The organism is Novosphingobium sp. Chol11, from assembly GCF_900218065.1.
Taxonomy (GTDB): Bacteria; Pseudomonadota; Alphaproteobacteria; order Sphingomonadales; family Sphingomonadaceae; genus Sphingobium; species Sphingobium agri.
The window spans coordinates 2134238-2150134 of sequence record NZ_OBMU01000001.1 but is presented as its reverse complement, the minus strand read 5'-3'; the positions used below and the strand labels follow the sequence as shown (position 1 = coordinate 2150134).

The window sequence follows — 15897 nt, the reverse complement described above, 5'->3', positions numbered from 1 at the left end:
GCTTTGGCGGCGGCGGCGGTGGTGGCGGCTTCGGCGGCGGCCGTGGCGGCGGCATGCCCGCGCAGGTCGTTGGCGAAGGCACCGGCGTAGTCAAATTCTTCAACGGTCAAAAGGGCTTCGGCTTCATCGTCCGTGATGACGGCGGCGAAGACGTGTTCGTCCACATCAGCGCCGTTGAGCAGGCAGGCCTCACGGGCCTTGCCGAAGGTCAGCAGCTGGGCTTCACCCTGGTTGATCGCGGCGGCAAGGTGTCGGCGACCGATCTCAAGATCGAAGGCGAACCGCTCCCCGTTCAGGAACGCGCGCCCCGCGAACCCCGCGCAGGTGGCTTCGGCGGTGACCGTGGCGGCTTCGGCGGCGGCGATCGTGGCCCGCAGCGCCAGCTGACCGGCGAACGCGCCAGCGGCACGGTCAAGTTCTTCAACGCCATGAAGGGCTTCGGCTTCATCCAGCGCGACGACGGCCAGCCCGACGCATTCGTGCACATCAGCGCCGTCGAACGCGCAGGCATGTCCGCCCTCAACGAAGGCGATCGCCTGGACTTCGAACTCGAAGTAGACCGCCGCGGCAAGCACGCAGCCGTCAATCTTCAGCCCAAGGGCGACTGATAAAAAGCCCTGCCCGCATCAGCGGAGAGGATAGAAAGGGGTCGCCTGCCCGGCGGCCCCTTTTTTGTTGGGGATACTCGCGGCGGCCGCTGCGCAACTTCAAGATACATGGAGGAAATTCAGTCCCTCGCTATCCGACCGTCCTCTCCAACTATGAGTGACCCCGCGCGTTGATATTAACTGCCGAGAACGTTTAGGGAACAATACTACTAATTGACTGTTTTCGTTGATGCATCACTAGATGGTGTGCTTCTTTGGAGCGTGACATGGCGAAAAATGAGCAAACCGGGAAGAAAGCTGGCACCGCTGCTTCCAAAACCCTCAACGATGGCCGGACTAGTAAGAATTCCAAAACTGCGGCCGCGTCAGCCCTTACCCAGCGACCAGACAAGAAGAAGTCATAACTATTTTCTACCGGCGCGCTGCTGTCACGATGAGGCAGAAGCGCGCCATTCACGCCGTTGGGGTGTTCATTTTCGCTACCCAAAAGCGGACAAACGTTTGGAGTTGTGCCGCGTTTGAGGGAATACGTGCCGGCGTTTCAGTTGATCTGCGCAGTCGAAAGTAACCACACGACCCGCCTTAGCGGTTCGCCAGCCCAGATTTCTGTATGACAGACGTGTCGGTAGACAATTGCTTGACACGTATCGCATTGCATACGTCACATTGTGCCACATATTCGCCCTCATCGCCGATGTAGGGCCGCCATGTTACGGTGATCTTAAACGAACCGCACTTCCCGCAATTTTCTGGGGCATCGGCGAGGGAGCGAAGTGCGAGCATCATAAGTTGATCGACAATGTATTCGGTTGCTGAGAGCGCGAGCTGCGCATCGTGGCGCGTTGCGTTTTTGGCGTGAGTAAGCCAGTTCACCAGTTCCCAGCCCTTATTTGCCATCGACTTTAGATAGCCGCGCACGAACTCGGCGGAACTGCCCGCCGCGATTGAGCCGATGATGTGTTCAGCCCATGCTTTAAAATCGCTCAGTTTCGGTGGTTCAGGGACTTTATCGAGCATCCCCGCTTCCGCAATTTCGCGGATAAATGTGGTCAGGGCTTCGCGGCAAAGCAATCCTACCGCTTGAAAATCCTCGGCTTCGTCAGCTGCGTCAAACCGTTCCTGCGCCTGAACGATTTTCCGCGACGTGATGAGAAGCACTTCGTCGCCGCTATCGTCCCGCCTGATTTCACGCTTTGCCGCGACGCGAGACATCACGCCGATGTGAAATGACAGCGTGTAATCGAGGCTCGGCATGAGCGTTTGAGAATAGAGATTTGTCGGGCTAGTGATTACCCACCACCGACCCTGATTAGTATGCACGTCCCAAACGTCGTAATCTGTGCCGTGCACCCGTTCTGACTTTATTTTTTCGGCGTGCTCAACCAGTTCCTCTTCAAGTTCAGTCGTACCGGATTTTTCGAGGTCGCTTTCTCGCTTGGCGTTGCATTGCCATTCGACGTATTCAATAATTTCTCGGGCCTGATGTTCGTTCATGCCGAGAACGAAGGCGTGCAACTCTTCCTTATCGAGCGGCGGCGGGACCACGCAATCATCGGTCTTTGCGGCTTCGTCGGGTTGGTTGTTCATACACCTGAAGTATTTATTTTAGCCGCACATTGGTAGGCGGCGATTGCGCTAGATCGGTAAGCCCCCACCCGCACAGCCTTTTCTGAGCGAGGCAAGTGTTTCTGGCTATCATGCCCGTCGCATGGTGCCTCACGTGACAGCGGATAACCTGACAGCGGAAATCGGCCACGAGCAGTGATCAGCGCGGCAGGCGATAGCGCACTGTCAAACTTGCTCCCTTGCCGCTGGGCGGACCGGAGATGGTTTCATCCAACGCCCGCCGTTCTTGCTCCATAACTTGGCAGCATATGGGCATTTGATGGTTGGTGCCCGGATAGCCACCAAGTTTTCGATGGAGTTCACCTGCATTGATCTCGACATGTGGAAGGCCCCCGAGTTCCGCCGCCCGCAATTGTGAACGGAGTGCATCACGAAAGTCATCTGACGTCGGCATACTTCGGTTCCTGTTTCGACTATCCCCTAGCAATGTCCGAAGTTTGCGGTCGGCGCAATCGAAGCGGCCAGTCCGCAACCGGGCTGACTTCGCTATTAAACCATGGGATGATGATGAAGCGAGCAAAATAGTGCCATAGGACAGCGTCGCTTAAGTAACCCGGATTAGGCCGCGCGATATAACTCGGCCTTGAGCTGCTTAATTCTGGCATGGAAATCGGTCTTGTCCCCGCTGTTTAGCAATTCGCGGTCGCCGATCAGCGACTACGCATCGCACAGTCGACAATGAGGTCGCGATCCAATCTGACGACCACTCGCACCCAACCCTAAAGCAACCGCTCCCGCTCAAGCACGCCGATGATCTTCCCATAAGCGCGGGCCAGATCATCATGCTTCAGTCGCGCTTCCCTGCACGTCGCAACGGCTGCGCTTTGCTGAGCCAGCAGTTGCTGGCTCCGCAGATGAGCGACCCGCTTCCTCATCGCGTCCGGTAGGAGGGCGGCGGTTGCCGGGATACATGGGCGGGGGAGCGTTTGACGTCGCCGGAGATCATCTGCTTCTTCATCAGGACGCGGACCTGATCCGCTTCCCGGCCGTCTAGCAGCACAACTCTGGAGCCGCCAGACAGCAGTGGCTCTATCGTCGATATGCGGAAATCATGGGTCCGGCACAGCCGCTCGACCTCGGCCACAGATGCCGTCAGGTTGACGACCCGGCTCATGAATGCCGCCCTTCGCCGCCGAAGGGATAGGGGGCAAAGGCGGCCCCGCTCCTGACCGCGCCCGACCTGTAGGGGTGGTGATGCTCGCGGATGCGGCGGCTATAGCCCCGCGCACGCGCGCGATGCGCGGCCCGTGATGTGGCGCATATCGAATGTTGCTCCTTGAGGAGCTCCATCTGTTCGCATTTCAGCAGGTAATTGAGGTCTTCCATAGAGCATGCTCCGGCTGGCAAGCGGGAGCACAAGGGACTCTCGGTCGAGGCGAAGGCTTGCGGGCTGTTTTCGCTCGATGCCGCCTTCTAGCACAGCCCCGTCATTCTGTCGCACGAATTCGGGAAGGGGCGGGCATCCCTGCCAGATCCGCCCGTCGCCGCCCCCGCGCTGCCGCTACTGCGCCCCCCGGTAAAAGCGCACAATATCCCTCGGCCCCAAACTCTCCTGGCTCTTGCGCCCCAGAAAGTAGGTGCCCGAAGCCGTGTCTAGCGAATCCCGGTCGCCGATCAGCCGGTCGGCATAGTGCAGCCAGAAAAAGGCGAGCTTGGCGATTTTGCCCGCCGTGCGGGACCGGAACAGCGCGCGCACGAAATAGTCGATCGACCATAGCAGCTGGGTGCCGGGCCCGCCTGATGTGCCCGCGTCGATCATCGCAAACCGCCTGAACAGGTAGCGATGGCCGCTGTCGGTGAAGCGGGTGAAGTCATAGGGCCCCTCATGCACCTGTTGCAGGAAGGGGGTTTCGGCATAGACGATGCCGTCATCGGCCAGCACGCGCCAGATTTCTCGGACCACCTGTTCGGGCTGAAGCACATGCTCCAGCACCGCCTGCACCAGCACCGCGTCGACTGACCCGTCGGGCAGCGGGATATTATGCGCGTCCGCGACGAAATCGACCCGGTCGGACAGGTAGATGTCGAACGCGATGATCTCCACATCGGGCGCCGCGTACAGCGCCTCCGTCCCCTGTCCGCGCGTGCCTCCGCCGATCACCAGCACCTTGGGCCGCTTCCGGTCCGCCAGCAGCGCCACCAGCCTTCTGATATTCTCGCGCGTGGATTTCTTTTCCGGCGACACCAGCCGTTTCGCGAAGGCCGTGAGCCCCTGATGGGCGGAGCGTTTGACCGGGCTGCTCGTCCTGCTGTTTTGGGGGTAGTGATCGATCACCGATCGTTCGATGTCGATCAGGAAAGGGGTGCCCTCGATGGTCGGATAGCGGCAAGCCCCATCGCGCGAGGCGAGCCATCCGTCCCCCTGCGGCTCCAGCGGCTGCCCCGTCCGGGGGCAACGCAGCAACGGCTGGACTTCCTGTTTCATGGCGCGCCCCTCAAGGTCCAGATGGATAAGCGCGCTATATCAAACTCCGCCCGTCAGCTGTGCGGCCCCTCAGGGGATAGCCCGTCAATTGAGGGGCTATCCGAAAGGAGAGGGGGATGGGGGGGGAGGGTCACCCGGGCACCAAAAATAGGAAAAATAGGAAAAATAGGAAATCGCCGCCGGAATCTCTTTTAATTCGCCATTTCATTCATGACTCTATTTGGCGGCGCAATCGTCACCGTCTCAAACCGCTCCTTCTTCCGCACGCCCTCCAGCAGCGGCGGCGGGACTTTCACCTGCTCCACCGGCACCCGCTGCCGCATGCATTCTCCCCGGTTCTCCCGCGGCGTTTGCCCGCAATTCCACAAAGCCCGCTGCAATCCAGTCGCGGCGTTGTGAATATAGGCAAAGCTCATATTCTCCAGCTGATCGCCCGACAGCGGAAAGCCCGGCGGCGCAATCCCCGCCCGCCACGCCATGATCCGGCATTCCAGCCGCCCCGCGCAAAAAGTCTGCGCCATTACCGGCCAGCTATCGGCGGCCGTCGCCTTGCCCAATTCCACCAGAAAGGCTCTCGCTCCCGGAGCGATGGCGATCAGCCTCACTCCGCCCATGATCTGACCGACCGAACCCGCGCCAATCGCCTCCTGCGGTTTGGCCGTCAAAGCCGCCAGCTCGGATCCGCCCGGCACCAGAATGCCGGGCAGTTCGCTGCCTCCCTCCCGATGCGCGATCGACAGGCGAGCGATCCGCCCGATCACCGGCTCCACGCTATCCCGCCCCAACCGGAAAGCAGGCGGCGTCCCCCACCAGCCCCGCCAGCGGAAGAAGAGGTGCGTTCCCACCGCCGTGATCTTGTCCAGGCTGCTGCTCCAATAGGGCACAACCCAATCGGTATGATAATGGGTCGCATAGCCGACCGGCTTGAACACCTTGCCAGCGAGCGCCGCCCTGGCAATTTCCCGCGCCCGCTCCCATGCGGCTGGGCTCGGCGTGCGCGCCAGAGCGCCGTCGCAAGTGAAGGTGAACTGACAGCCGGTGGATCGCTCCTGCCCCTGAAAAACGACGCCGCAGACGGTTTTCGGGAAAGCGGGGTGGCGCACGCGGTTCAGCACCACCTGCGCCACCGCGCGCTCACCCACGGCATCATCTCCAGCCTCGTAAAGCTGCGCAGCCGCCAGACAGTCGATAGCCCGCGCCAAATCGCTCTCCGACCCATTGAATACGAAAGGCCGCGCAGCCGGATTCGGCAAATGGGAAAATGGCACGGCCGCGTTGAATGCCTGCGCCTGATCGCGATCCAGTTGGTAAAGCTCCACAGGCTGCACCACCGGAGCGGCCGTCGCTGGTTGCTTCAGCCTGGCTCGCTGCACCAGCGCCACCCGCGCGGCTTCGGCCGCAGGCGCGCGCGCCTCCCACCGCGCCACCAGCGCGGGGAGTCCAGCGAACAGCAGAAGCCAGATCAGCCACATCGCCCGATGCGGCTGGCTGCCGGTGGTAGCGTCAATCATCCTGTGTCCAGCGCTGACCTATTCGGGCAGGAAGTCAGGCACCGACAGATAGCGCTCGCCGGTGTCATAATTGAAGCCCAGAACGCGGCTGCCGGAGCCAAGTTCCTTCAGCTTCTGCGCGATCGCGGCCAGAGTCGCACCGGACGAAATGCCCACAAGCATGCCTTCCTCACGCGCGGCACGGCGGGCATATTCCTTGGCATCGGCCGGGTCGACCTGAATCACGCCGTCCAGCAATTGCGTGTGCAGGTTCGCGGGGATGAAGCCAGCCCCGATGCCCTGGATCGGATGGGGGCCGGGCTGTCCACCGCTGATGACGGGGGATAGGGTCGGTTCGACCGCATACACCTTCAGACTGGGCCAAAGCTTCTTCAGCACCTCGGCGACGCCGGTGATATGACCGCCTGTGCCGACGCCGGTGATCAATATGTCAAGCGGGCTGTCCGCAAAGTCGGCCGCAATTTCCTGGGCCGTCGTACGAACATGCACGTCGATATTGGCGCTGTTCTCAAATTGCTGCGGCATCCACGATCCGGGTGTCTGCTCGATCAACTCGAGCGCGCGCTCGATCGCGCCCTTCATGCCCTTTTCGCGCGGCGTGAGGTCGAAGGACGCGCCATAAGCCAGCATCAGCCGGCGCCGCTCCACCGACATGCTTTCCGGCATGACGAGGATCAGTTTGTAACCCTTCACGGCCGCGACCATGGCCAGGCCCACGCCGGTGTTGCCGGACGTCGGCTCGATAATCGTGCCGCCGGGCTTCAGGTCGCCTGACGCTTCGGCAGCCTCGATCATGGCGAGCGCGATACGGTCCTTGATCGACCCGCCCGGATTCGCACGTTCCGACTTGATCCAGACCTCGGCCCCTTCAGGCGCGTCGGCGAACAGGCGGCTTACCCGGATATGCGGCGTGTTGCCGATGGTTTCGAGAATATTGGCAGCTTTCATTTGGCCTTCTCCTGGCTGATGTCGGCCTCCCGTAAGTCGGGTGGGTCAAAGGTACGTGCAAGGCGCAACTCGGGAAAAAGCCGCGCCCAGACAAGGGTGATCACGATCGCGCCGATGCCGCCGCCGATCACCGCGACGACAGGCCCCACCAGCGCGGCGAGGAAACCGGACTCTGCTTCACCCAATTCATTGGATGCTGAAATGGTAAGTTGGGAAAGGCTGGACACCCGGCCGCGCATGGCATCGGGCGTGTGAAGCTGGATCAGCGACTGGCGGACATAGACGGACACCATGTCCGCAGCGCCCAGCAGCACCAATGCGCCGATGCCGATCTCCATCGCGATGTTACGTGGGATGAAGGCGGTAGCACCGAACAGGATGGTTGAGAGCCCGAATATGATGACGGCCGCCAGCATCTTCAGGCCAACGTCCGATCGCATCGGACGGAAGGAAAAGAAGAGCGCGACGATGCCCGCGCCAATGGCTGGCGATGCAGCCAGATGCCCAAGCCCCGCCGATCCGACTTTCAGGATATCGCGGGCGTAGATTGGCAGCAGAGCTGTTGCTCCTGCCAGAAGGACCGCAAAAAGATCGAGCGTGATGGTAGCAAGGACGAGCCGGTTCGAACGCACATAGGTCAGTCCGTCCAGCATCTGCCGGACAGGATGCCGGCTTGTGTCGCGCGGCGGCTGCTTGACCGGACCGATCAGCAACATGCCGCCTAGTGCGACCGCGAACAGGCCGGACGCCAGAGCATAAGCGCCCCATGCCGTCATCGCATAGACATAGCCCCCCAATGCCGGGCCAATGATCATGCCTGCCTGCCAGGCGACGCTGGACAAGGCGATCGCGTTTGGCAGCACGTCGCGCGGCACCAGATTGGGCGCCAGTGCGCTGTAGGCCGGCCCATTGAACGCCCGCGCGATACCCACAATGGCGGCGATCCCGAAGATCAGCGGCAGGCTTACCCATCCTTCATAGGTCGCAAACGCCAGCAGCGCGGATGCCACCATCAGCATGGCCAATGTCAGCCGAGCGATATTGCGCCGGTCGAAATGATCGGCGACCCAACCCGTCAAGGGAGTGAGAAAGAACAGGGGCACGAACTGCGCCAAACCGATGAGGCCCAGCTGAGCCGCGGCGCCCGACGTGCTCATGCTCTCCCGGGCGACATTGTAAGCTTGCCAGCCCAGGACAGTCATCATGCCATATTGAGCGAGCACGCCCGCAAGCCGCCCCAGCAGATAGCCACGGAAGTCGCCGAAGTGCAGCGGATGGCGGGAGTCGGTTGGCGCCTTCATGAGATTTTCTTACTGCCTGCGCCGTGATACGCAATTGCGCGGGTAGAGAATGGCAACAGCAGTTTTTGCAACGGCAAAACTCCTGCTTGGCCACTCCCTGAACCTAGCGGTCGGGGTCAAGCAGAATGCCGCTGACCGACCCGTTGCGGACGGAGCATATGAAGGGAAGTGACCGCTGGCCACCGGCTGGGCCCACCTCGCCTTCGACTTCCCATCCTGTCGCCATCGACCTTGTGTTCACGCGCCCCACTATGCGCGCGCCCGCACCTGCCTCGTCACGTGCCTTTGCCGCGCAGGCGTTGCGTGCAGCGGTGGCGCTGCGGATGGAACCGTAGACGGGAGAGACATAGGGCTGCCGCTTCGCGTCACGTTCGGCTTGGCGGTCGCGAACGACGTCGCTGACGATCGCAGCGTCGGCTGCGCGGTGCAGATCGCGATAGTCCTGCGCCTCAACAGGCAGGGCAACAATCAAGGCCAGAGCGCAAATGGCAGTGCTTCCGATACGCATCCTGCTTCTCCCTTTGGGGCGATGCCCTATTTGAACAGGCTGCCCAATATGCCGCGCACAAGTTGCCCCGCCAACCCTCCGCTGGAAGAGCGGCGGCTCGATCCTCCGAACACCGCGCGGCCGAGTTCATTGGCGACTTGCCGTCCTACCGATGATGCGGCGGAGCGGGTAGCGGACTGGACCGCCCGGTCGAGGGCAGACGGTTTGGCGGCCTCTCGCGCAGCGGCTGCGTCCCGCTTCGCCTGCTCCTTGAGCTCGGCCTCGCGCTGCTTTGCTTCCAACTTGGTCTGAATGGCGGCCGCCTTGTCGGCCTCAACCTTCGCTTTTGCAGCCTGAGACGCCGCAGCGGCTGCTTGGCCCCGAGCCGCCAATATTTCTTCGGCAGACTCGCGATCGACAAGCGCCTCATATTTCCCTTCACACGGAGAGATGGATTGGATGATCGCCCGTTCCTTCGCGTCGACCGGACCCAAGCGAGAACGGGGCGGGGCGATCAAGGTACGTTGAACGACCCCGGGAGAGCCATCTTCCTGGAGCAGCGAGACCAGGGCCTCGCCTACCTTCAGTTCGGTGATCGCGGTTTCCACGTCCAGATCGGGATTCACGCGGAATGTCTCGGCGGCAGCCTTGATGGCCTTCTGGTCGCGCGGCGTGAAGGCGCGCAAGGCGTGCTGAACGCGGTTGCCAAGCTGGCCCGCCACCTCTTCGGGAATGTCTATCGGGTTCTGTGTGACGAAATAGATTCCCACGCCCTTGGAACGGATCAGCCGGACGACCTGCTCGATCTTGTCCGTCAGCGCCTTGGGAGCGTCATCAAATAGCAGATGCGCCTCGTCGAAGAAGAACACCAAAACCGGCTTGTCCGGGTCGCCGACCTCAGGAAGCGTTTCGAACAGTTCGCTGAGCAGCCAAAGGAGGAAGGTCGCGTACAGCTTCGGGCTCTGCATCAGCTTGTCTGCGGCCAGGATGTTGACATAGCCGCGTCCCTGATCGTCGACCTTCAGGAAGTCGTGGATATCAAGCGCGGGCTCACCGAAGAAATGCCCGCCGCCCTGGCTATCCAGTTGCAGCAACTGGCGCTGGATCGCTCCGACGCTTGCCTTGGCGACGTTGCCATAGCGGCTGGAAAGTTCTTCCGCATTCTCGGCGCAGTAGGCGAGCATCGATTGCAGATCACCAAGGTCGAGCAGCAGCAGCCCCTCCTCATCGGCATATCGGAATGCGATAGAGAGCACGCCTTCCTGCGTCTCATTGAGGCCCATCAAGCGGGCGAGGAGCAGCGGTCCCATTTCACTGACAGTAGTGCGGATCGGATGACCCTGCTCCCCGTAAAGGTCCCAGAAGATCGCCGGATTATCGGCGTAGCTGTAATCTTCCAGGCCGATCTCCTTGGCGCGGGCGACAAGCTTGTCGGCATTTTTTACCGTGGGCGATCCTGCCATCGCAATGCCTGACAAATCGCCTTTCACGTCGGCGAGGAAAACCGGAACACCATGGGCGGAGAAGCTCTCCGCGATCCCTTGCAGCGTCACCGTCTTGCCGGTTCCCGTAGCGCCTGCGATCAGCCCATGACGGTTGGCCCGGCGCAAGTTAAGTGTTTGAGGAATGCCGCCGCCCGTGCCAGCTGCGCCAAGGCCGATGAAAATGCCGTCGCTCATGCGTCATGCTCCCCATAAGCATCGGGCCGCGCCTGCCGGACCCTGCTCACCATCTTAGTGGTGAGACAGGCAGTCCGGCAAGCGCGGCCCGATGCGATCTTAAACGCGTTGTTTCCGGAAACTTACTTGTCCCGCAGCCGTACCGGCAAGAATACCGCAGGTTGCCCGCGACGCAGTACTTGCAAGAGAATGGCGCTTCGTCCTTGTGACGACACCTGCCGCACGGCCGCGTCCAAATCTGCCTGGCTGGCGACCGGACGGTTGTTGGCGGTGATGATCACATCGCCACGACGGAGGCCCTTTGCTCCCGCGTCCGTGGAAGTATCGACAGCGGTGATTACGACGCCGCGCGTGTCGGCGGCGATGCCCAGCTGGCGGACGATGTTAGGCGTCAGCGGGATGGCCGAAATGCCAAGCGACTGCTGCGTCGCTTGCGCACCACCGGATTGGTCGTCCGGCTGCTGCTGGTTGAAATCATCGTCCTGTTGCTGGGCGAAGCTGTTTAGCTCATCCTCTGATGGACGCTGGCCAACAATGGCGGTTACCGTCTGGCGCTGTCCATTGCGCAAGAGGACGATCGGCACCCGCGATCCGATCGGCTGCGATGCGACGATCGACGACAGGTTCTGGTCGGGCGTCACTTCCTGACCCGCCACGCTGACGATCACGTCGCCCGCCTTGATGCCTGCGCGGTCCGCGCCCTTGCCAGGTTCGACGCCCTGGACGAACTCGCCGCGGTTCTTTGCAAGACCAAGGGAATCTGCAAGGTCTTCGCCAAGCGGGCTGATCTGGATACCCAGATAGCCGCGCTTCACGCTCTGTCCCTTGCGGAGCGTGGCGACGATCGGCGCCGCCTGTTCGGACGGGATCGCAAATCCAATGCCCACATTGCCGCCCGATGGCGAAAGGATCTGGCTGTTGATGCCGATCACATTGCCGCGCATGTCGAACATCGGGCCACCGCTGTTGCCCTGATTGATCGACGCATCGGTCTGGATGAACTTGTCATAGGTCCCGCCCGTGCCGCGATGGACGGCTGAGATGATGCCCGCGGTGACGGTGCCCGACAGGGCGAAGGGGTTGCCGATGGCGATCACCCAATCGCCGACGCGCGCCTTCGTGCTGTCGCCGAACTTGACGAACGGCAGCGCCTTCTTCGGCTCGATCTTCAACACCGCGATATCGGTGGCGGGATCACGCCCTATCAGCTTTGCCGAATATTCCTCTCGATTGGTGAGGGTCACCGTGATGGCATCGACCGAAGCCCCTTCGGCGCCGGCGGACACGACGTGGTTATTGGTGACGATATAGCCGTCAGCCGAGATGATGAACCCTGAGCCAAGAGACTGCGCCTGCCGCGTCTGCGGCTTGGCACCAGGACCCTGGCCGAACAGGTCGCCGAAGGGCGTGCCCGCGAAAGGATTTTGAACCTGCACGCGCTGCTTGGTGGAAATATTGACCACCGCAGGCTGAAGCTTTTCCACCATGTCGGCCAAGCTGGCAGGCGCGCCGGCAGGTGCCGCGGCCTGCATGCCTTCATTTTGCGCGACCTGCGCGCCGACGTTCGGGCTGGATGTTACCGCGATGGCGGTGCCACCGAGAAGCAGGGCACCGGTAAGGGCATAAGCGTAACGCACTCGTGACGGTCCTCTCGTGATCTTGGCGAAGGAAGGGCGGGACTCGGAAGAGAGTCGGATGCGCCGCCCAGCCTTAACCCTCATTGAATGAAGCTGGTTCCGAATGATCCCTGAACCTCTTCTGCATCTTACGGCTTATCGGTCCCTTCCCTGGAATTGCTTCAGGAATTCATTGTCACGCGACAGCACCATGGTGGTGGAACCTGTCCGGTCGGGCGCGAACGTGAAGCGGTAAGCCTGCATCGCCCGATAGAAGTCGTAGAATTGCGCGTCCTTGCCGAAGCTTTCCGCGTAAATCCGCGCCGCATTCGCATCGGCTTCCGCCCGGATGATCTGCGCCTGCTTCGCGCCTTGCGCCCTGATAGTCAGCGCTTCCTGTTCGCGCGCAGTGCGCATCCGGGTGAAGGCGCTTTCCAGCGGCGCGCCATCCGGCAAGTCGGCGCGCTTGATCCTGACGTCTACGATCTCGGCGCCATATTGCCGCGCCACCCGGTTAAGCCCGGCTTCGATATTGTCCATCACTTGGCCGCGCTCAGGCGAGAGCAGGGCGGCGAATGGGCGCTTGCCAAGCTCGTTGCGAAGGGCCGAACCCAGGATGGGCCGCAGGGCATCGGACACACGTTCCTCATTGCCTGCTGCGATGTACATGCGCAGCGGATCGACGATGCGGTAGCGCGCAAACGCATCAACCTGCAACCGAAGCTGATCGGTCGACAGCACCTGCTGCCTCTCCATCTCTACGGACAAGACGCGCTTGTCGATCCAGACGATCTGATCGATGAACGGCCAGCGCAGGATCACGCCTGCGCCGGTTTTGCCGAAATCCTCATTGGGACGGTAGCGATTGACGATCTTCTTCGGGTCGCCGAAGCGCACGATCACGCCTTGCTTGGTTTCCGGAACGATCGCGATCGTGCTGCCGAGAAGCAGCAGGAGGGCAATGACGGAAAGTGCAAGCGCAACCGGATGGCGGACGAGCGTCGGCATTATTGACCTCCTTCCGCAGCAGCCGCACCGGACGATGCAGCCGCTCCCTGCGCGCGCCGCTTCAACTCCGGCAGCGGCAGGAAGGGGGTGACATTGCCACTTTCGATTAGCGTCTTATCGACGTTGGACAGGACGCCCTCCATGGTTTCATAATACATGCGGCGGCGCGTCACGTCCGGCGACAGCTTATATTGTTCATAGACCTTGTCGAACGCAGCGGCTTCACCCTGAGCCTTGGCCGTCACCTGCTGCGCGGCCGCCCTTGCCTCGTTCAGATAGGTTTGGGCGGTCTGCTGAGCGGCCGAAACAGCCTTGAACGCATCGTTGACTGCAGTCGGCGGGTCGGCTTGCTTGATGGCAACGCCCTGCACCCGGATGCCGGACCTGTATCCGTCCAATATCTCCTGCATCCGCTGCTCGACCTGCTGTTCGATTTCCGTACGCCCCGCCCCCAGTGCATCGTCCAGGCTGACGCTGGCGACGACGGACCGCATGGCGCTTTCCGCGACTTCCCTGACAGTTGCGTCGGGATCGGACAGTTGGAACAGGTAAAGCTCAGGGCTGCGAATGTTCCAACGGACCGAATAGGCAAGGTCGATGATATTCTGGTCGCCGGTCAGCACCAGATTTTCGCTTTGCGCACTGGGTGAGCCGATGTCGATTGCGCGGATTTCCTCCACGTCGACGGTCGTCACATTTTCCAGCGGCGCAGGCAGAGTCAGGCTGATCCCAGGCGAGAGCGTGCGGCTATATTTGCCCAGCAACGTCACGACGCCGCGTTCCTGTGGCCCCACGCGGTGGAAGCAGGTGAGCACCAGCCACAACAGGATGAGAATGCCAACCGCAGCGGGCCAAAGCGTTTTTCCGGCGGGGCGCGGCGGTAGGTTGCCGAATCCACCACCGCCGCCACCTTGGCCGAAGCTTTCGCGGCTGCGGCGCAGCAGTTCCTCTATAGCGGAAGGTCCTTTGCCGCCGGGAGCGCGGCCCGGTTGCGTCCATGGATTGCGTGGGCCGCCGTCGCCGCCCTTGCCCGAACCGTCACTGCCGTCAGGGCCATCGCTCTTGCCGCCCCAGGGGCCTTGGACCATGGCGCTGGCGATGCCTGGCATCCACCCGAAAAATCTCTTCATCCCGTCTCTATAGGAAGGGAGGGCCACGAAAAACAGTGCCCTTCGCAACGATTATTGCCTAGGAGGCGCTGTCATGACCGATCTTGAGAGTTTTGCCGCCCGCCTGAAGACACTGACCGATGGCCGCGCCAGCGCGCCCCGGATCAAGGATGGTGTCATGAGCCTGGCCTTGGATGTGGGCGGCCTTTCTCCCGAGCGGCGGGATGCCGTTGCTGCCGCGATCAAGGAAGGCGGCTTGCTGGTGCCGGGCGTGCAGGATGTGCGCATCGCCATGACGGCCGAAAGAAAAGCGCTCCGGATCATTGCCGTTGCTTCCGGCAAGGGAGGGGTGGGCAAGTCCACCCTTTCGGCAAATCTCGCCGTGGCGCTCAAGCGACTGGGCTTCGCGGTGGGATTGGTCGATGCCGACATTTATGGCCCGTCGCAAGCCAGGTTGATGGCGAGCGAAGATCAGAAGCCGCAGGCGCGGGACAAGCATCTTATCCCAGTGGAGAGCCCGTTCGGCATTCCAATGCTGTCGATGGCACATCTGGTCGAACCCGGCAAAGCACTGGCTTGGCGCGGGCCGATGGCGGGCAACGCCCTTTCGCAACTCATCGATGCCGATTGGGGCGACGTTGAGTTGCTGATCGTGGACATGCCCCCCGGGACCGGGGACGTTCAACTCTCCATGGTGCAAAAGCATAAGCCCGCCGGGGCTGTTATCGTGTCTACGCCGCAGGATTTGGCGCTTATCGACGCCACCCGTGCGGTCAGTCTTTTTGAGCAAACGAACGTGCCGCTGATCGGGCTTGTCGAGAATATGGCGGGCTATAGCTGTCCCCATTGCGGGGAAATCTCCGATCCGTTCGGCGCAGGTGGAGCGGAAGCTGCGGGCGCAGCCATGGGCATGGCCTTTTTGGGGCGCATCCCGCTGGCGATAGACATTCGACGCCGGTCGGATGCGGGTGATCCTCCTGCCGCGGGCGATGACGCTTCCGGCGAGGCATTCCACGCCGTGGCAAAGCAAGTCGCCGACTGGCTACGAAGGTGAGCAAGAGCCGTGGGAACGGTTCTGCGGGGTCCGGCGTCTTTCACCCTATGGCAAGGAAGGAAACAGAGTCATGCCGCTGACGCAGCCGCAGGATATCGCCGATCTGCTTGATAAGACGCGTACGATTGCCTTGGTCGGCATCTCCGACCGGCCCGGCAGACCGAGCTACGGCGTGATGAAATTCCTGCAGGACCATGGCTATCGCGTATTACCGGTCAATCCCCAGATCGCCGGGGAGCATGTGCATGGGGAGTTTGTCTGGGCGCGCCTGGCCGACATTGGCGTTCCGATTGATCTGGTCGACATTTTCCGGCGCAGTGAAGCCGCTGGCGAGGCCGTTGATGATGCGATCGCGGCGGGTGCCAAGGCGGTTTGGATGCAACTGGGCGTGATCAACCAAGAGGCGGCGGAGCGCGCGGAAGCTGCTGGATTGAAGGTCGTGATGGACCGCTGCCCGGCCATCGACATTCCGCGATTCAATATCCCACGGATTAGCGCGGATTAGCGCTTTCCAGCAGCACCAAG

16 protein-coding genes are annotated in these 15897 nt (G+C 61.8%); 3 read left to right on the top strand and 13 right to left on the bottom strand.

Annotated elements, in window-relative coordinates:
• Positions 1 to 608 (top strand): cold-shock protein (locus tag NCHOL11_RS18750; RefSeq protein ID WP_303621674.1); only part of this gene is annotated, 608 nt, incomplete at its 5' end.
• A 582-nt stretch (positions 609 to 1190) separates the two neighbouring features.
• Here the strand turns inward: NCHOL11_RS18750 and NCHOL11_RS10690 are convergent.
• The 13 genes from NCHOL11_RS10690 to hflK form a co-directional block, all read right to left on the bottom strand.
• Complete coding sequence (locus tag NCHOL11_RS10690) at positions 1191 to 2195, bottom strand: hypothetical protein (protein WP_097092291.1); 1005 nt, start codon at positions 2193 to 2195, stop codon at positions 1191 to 1193.
• Between the two features lie 178 nt (positions 2196 to 2373).
• The gene (locus NCHOL11_RS10685) at positions 2374 to 2628 is read right to left on the bottom strand and encodes an HNH endonuclease (RefSeq protein ID WP_097092290.1); all 255 of its coding nucleotides are present in this window, start codon (positions 2626 to 2628) and stop codon (positions 2374 to 2376) included.
• 477 nt (positions 2629 to 3105) lie between these two features.
• A complete protein-coding gene (locus tag NCHOL11_RS10680) occupies positions 3106 to 3348 on the bottom strand; it encodes a hypothetical protein (RefSeq protein WP_097092289.1) in 243 nt (80 codons plus the stop codon).
• Positions 3345 to 3560, bottom strand: coding sequence for a hypothetical protein (locus NCHOL11_RS10675; protein WP_097092288.1), 216 nt, complete (start codon positions 3558 to 3560; stop codon positions 3345 to 3347). The genes NCHOL11_RS10680 and NCHOL11_RS10675 overlap by 4 nt, the downstream gene beginning before the upstream one ends.
• Positions 3561 to 3735: 175 nt before the next feature.
• Positions 3736 to 4659, bottom strand: a complete 924-nt coding sequence (locus tag NCHOL11_RS10670) for a class I SAM-dependent methyltransferase (protein WP_097092287.1) — start codon at positions 4657 to 4659, stop codon at positions 3736 to 3738.
• 191 nt (positions 4660 to 4850) lie between these two features.
• Positions 4851 to 6170 carry a cell wall hydrolase gene (locus NCHOL11_RS10665; RefSeq protein ID WP_097092286.1) on the bottom strand — a complete coding sequence of 440 codons (1320 nt, stop codon included), beginning with the start codon at positions 6168 to 6170 and terminating at the stop codon, positions 4851 to 4853.
• A gap of 18 nt (positions 6171 to 6188) precedes the next feature.
• Positions 6189 to 7118, bottom strand: a complete 930-nt coding sequence (gene cysK / locus NCHOL11_RS10660) for a cysteine synthase A (RefSeq protein WP_097092285.1) — start codon at positions 7116 to 7118, stop codon at positions 6189 to 6191.
• Positions 7115 to 8419, bottom strand: a complete 1305-nt coding sequence (locus NCHOL11_RS10655) for an MFS transporter (RefSeq protein ID WP_097092284.1) — start codon at positions 8417 to 8419, stop codon at positions 7115 to 7117. Before NCHOL11_RS10655 ends, cysK begins: the two co-directional genes overlap by 4 nt.
• Positions 8420 to 8522: 103 nt before the next feature.
• Entirely contained in the window at positions 8523 to 8927 is a 405-nt protein-coding gene (locus NCHOL11_RS10650; protein ID WP_236575095.1) for a hypothetical protein, read from the bottom strand.
• A gap of 26 nt (positions 8928 to 8953) precedes the next feature.
• Positions 8954 to 10585 (bottom strand): helicase HerA-like domain-containing protein, encoded by a 1632-nt coding sequence (locus tag NCHOL11_RS10645; protein WP_097092283.1) that lies wholly within the window; start codon positions 10583 to 10585, stop codon positions 8954 to 8956.
• A 122-nt stretch (positions 10586 to 10707) separates the two neighbouring features.
• A complete protein-coding gene (locus NCHOL11_RS10640) occupies positions 10708 to 12222 on the bottom strand; it encodes a Do family serine endopeptidase (RefSeq protein ID WP_097092282.1) in 1515 nt (504 codons plus the stop codon).
• Positions 12223 to 12357: 135 nt separating this feature from the next.
• Positions 12358 to 13209, bottom strand: a complete 852-nt coding sequence (hflC, locus tag NCHOL11_RS10635; RefSeq protein ID WP_097092281.1) for a protease modulator HflC — start codon at positions 13207 to 13209, stop codon at positions 12358 to 12360.
• The gene (gene hflK, locus NCHOL11_RS10630) at positions 13209 to 14339 is read right to left on the bottom strand and encodes an FtsH protease activity modulator HflK (protein WP_176502227.1); all 1131 of its coding nucleotides are present in this window, start codon (positions 14337 to 14339) and stop codon (positions 13209 to 13211) included. The genes hflC and hflK overlap by 1 nt, the downstream gene beginning before the upstream one ends.
• Positions 14340 to 14412: 73 nt before the next feature.
• On the opposite strand from hflK, the gene NCHOL11_RS10625 reads away from it, so the two are divergent.
• Positions 14413 to 15372, top strand: a complete 960-nt coding sequence (locus NCHOL11_RS10625) for an Mrp/NBP35 family ATP-binding protein (protein ID WP_097092280.1) — start codon at positions 14413 to 14415, stop codon at positions 15370 to 15372.
• Positions 15373 to 15442: 70 nt separating this feature from the next.
• On the top strand, positions 15443 to 15877 hold the full coding sequence (locus NCHOL11_RS10620; RefSeq protein WP_097092279.1) for a CoA-binding protein: 435 nt from the start codon (positions 15443 to 15445) through the stop codon (positions 15875 to 15877).
• Positions 15878 to 15897: the final 20 nt, after the last annotated feature.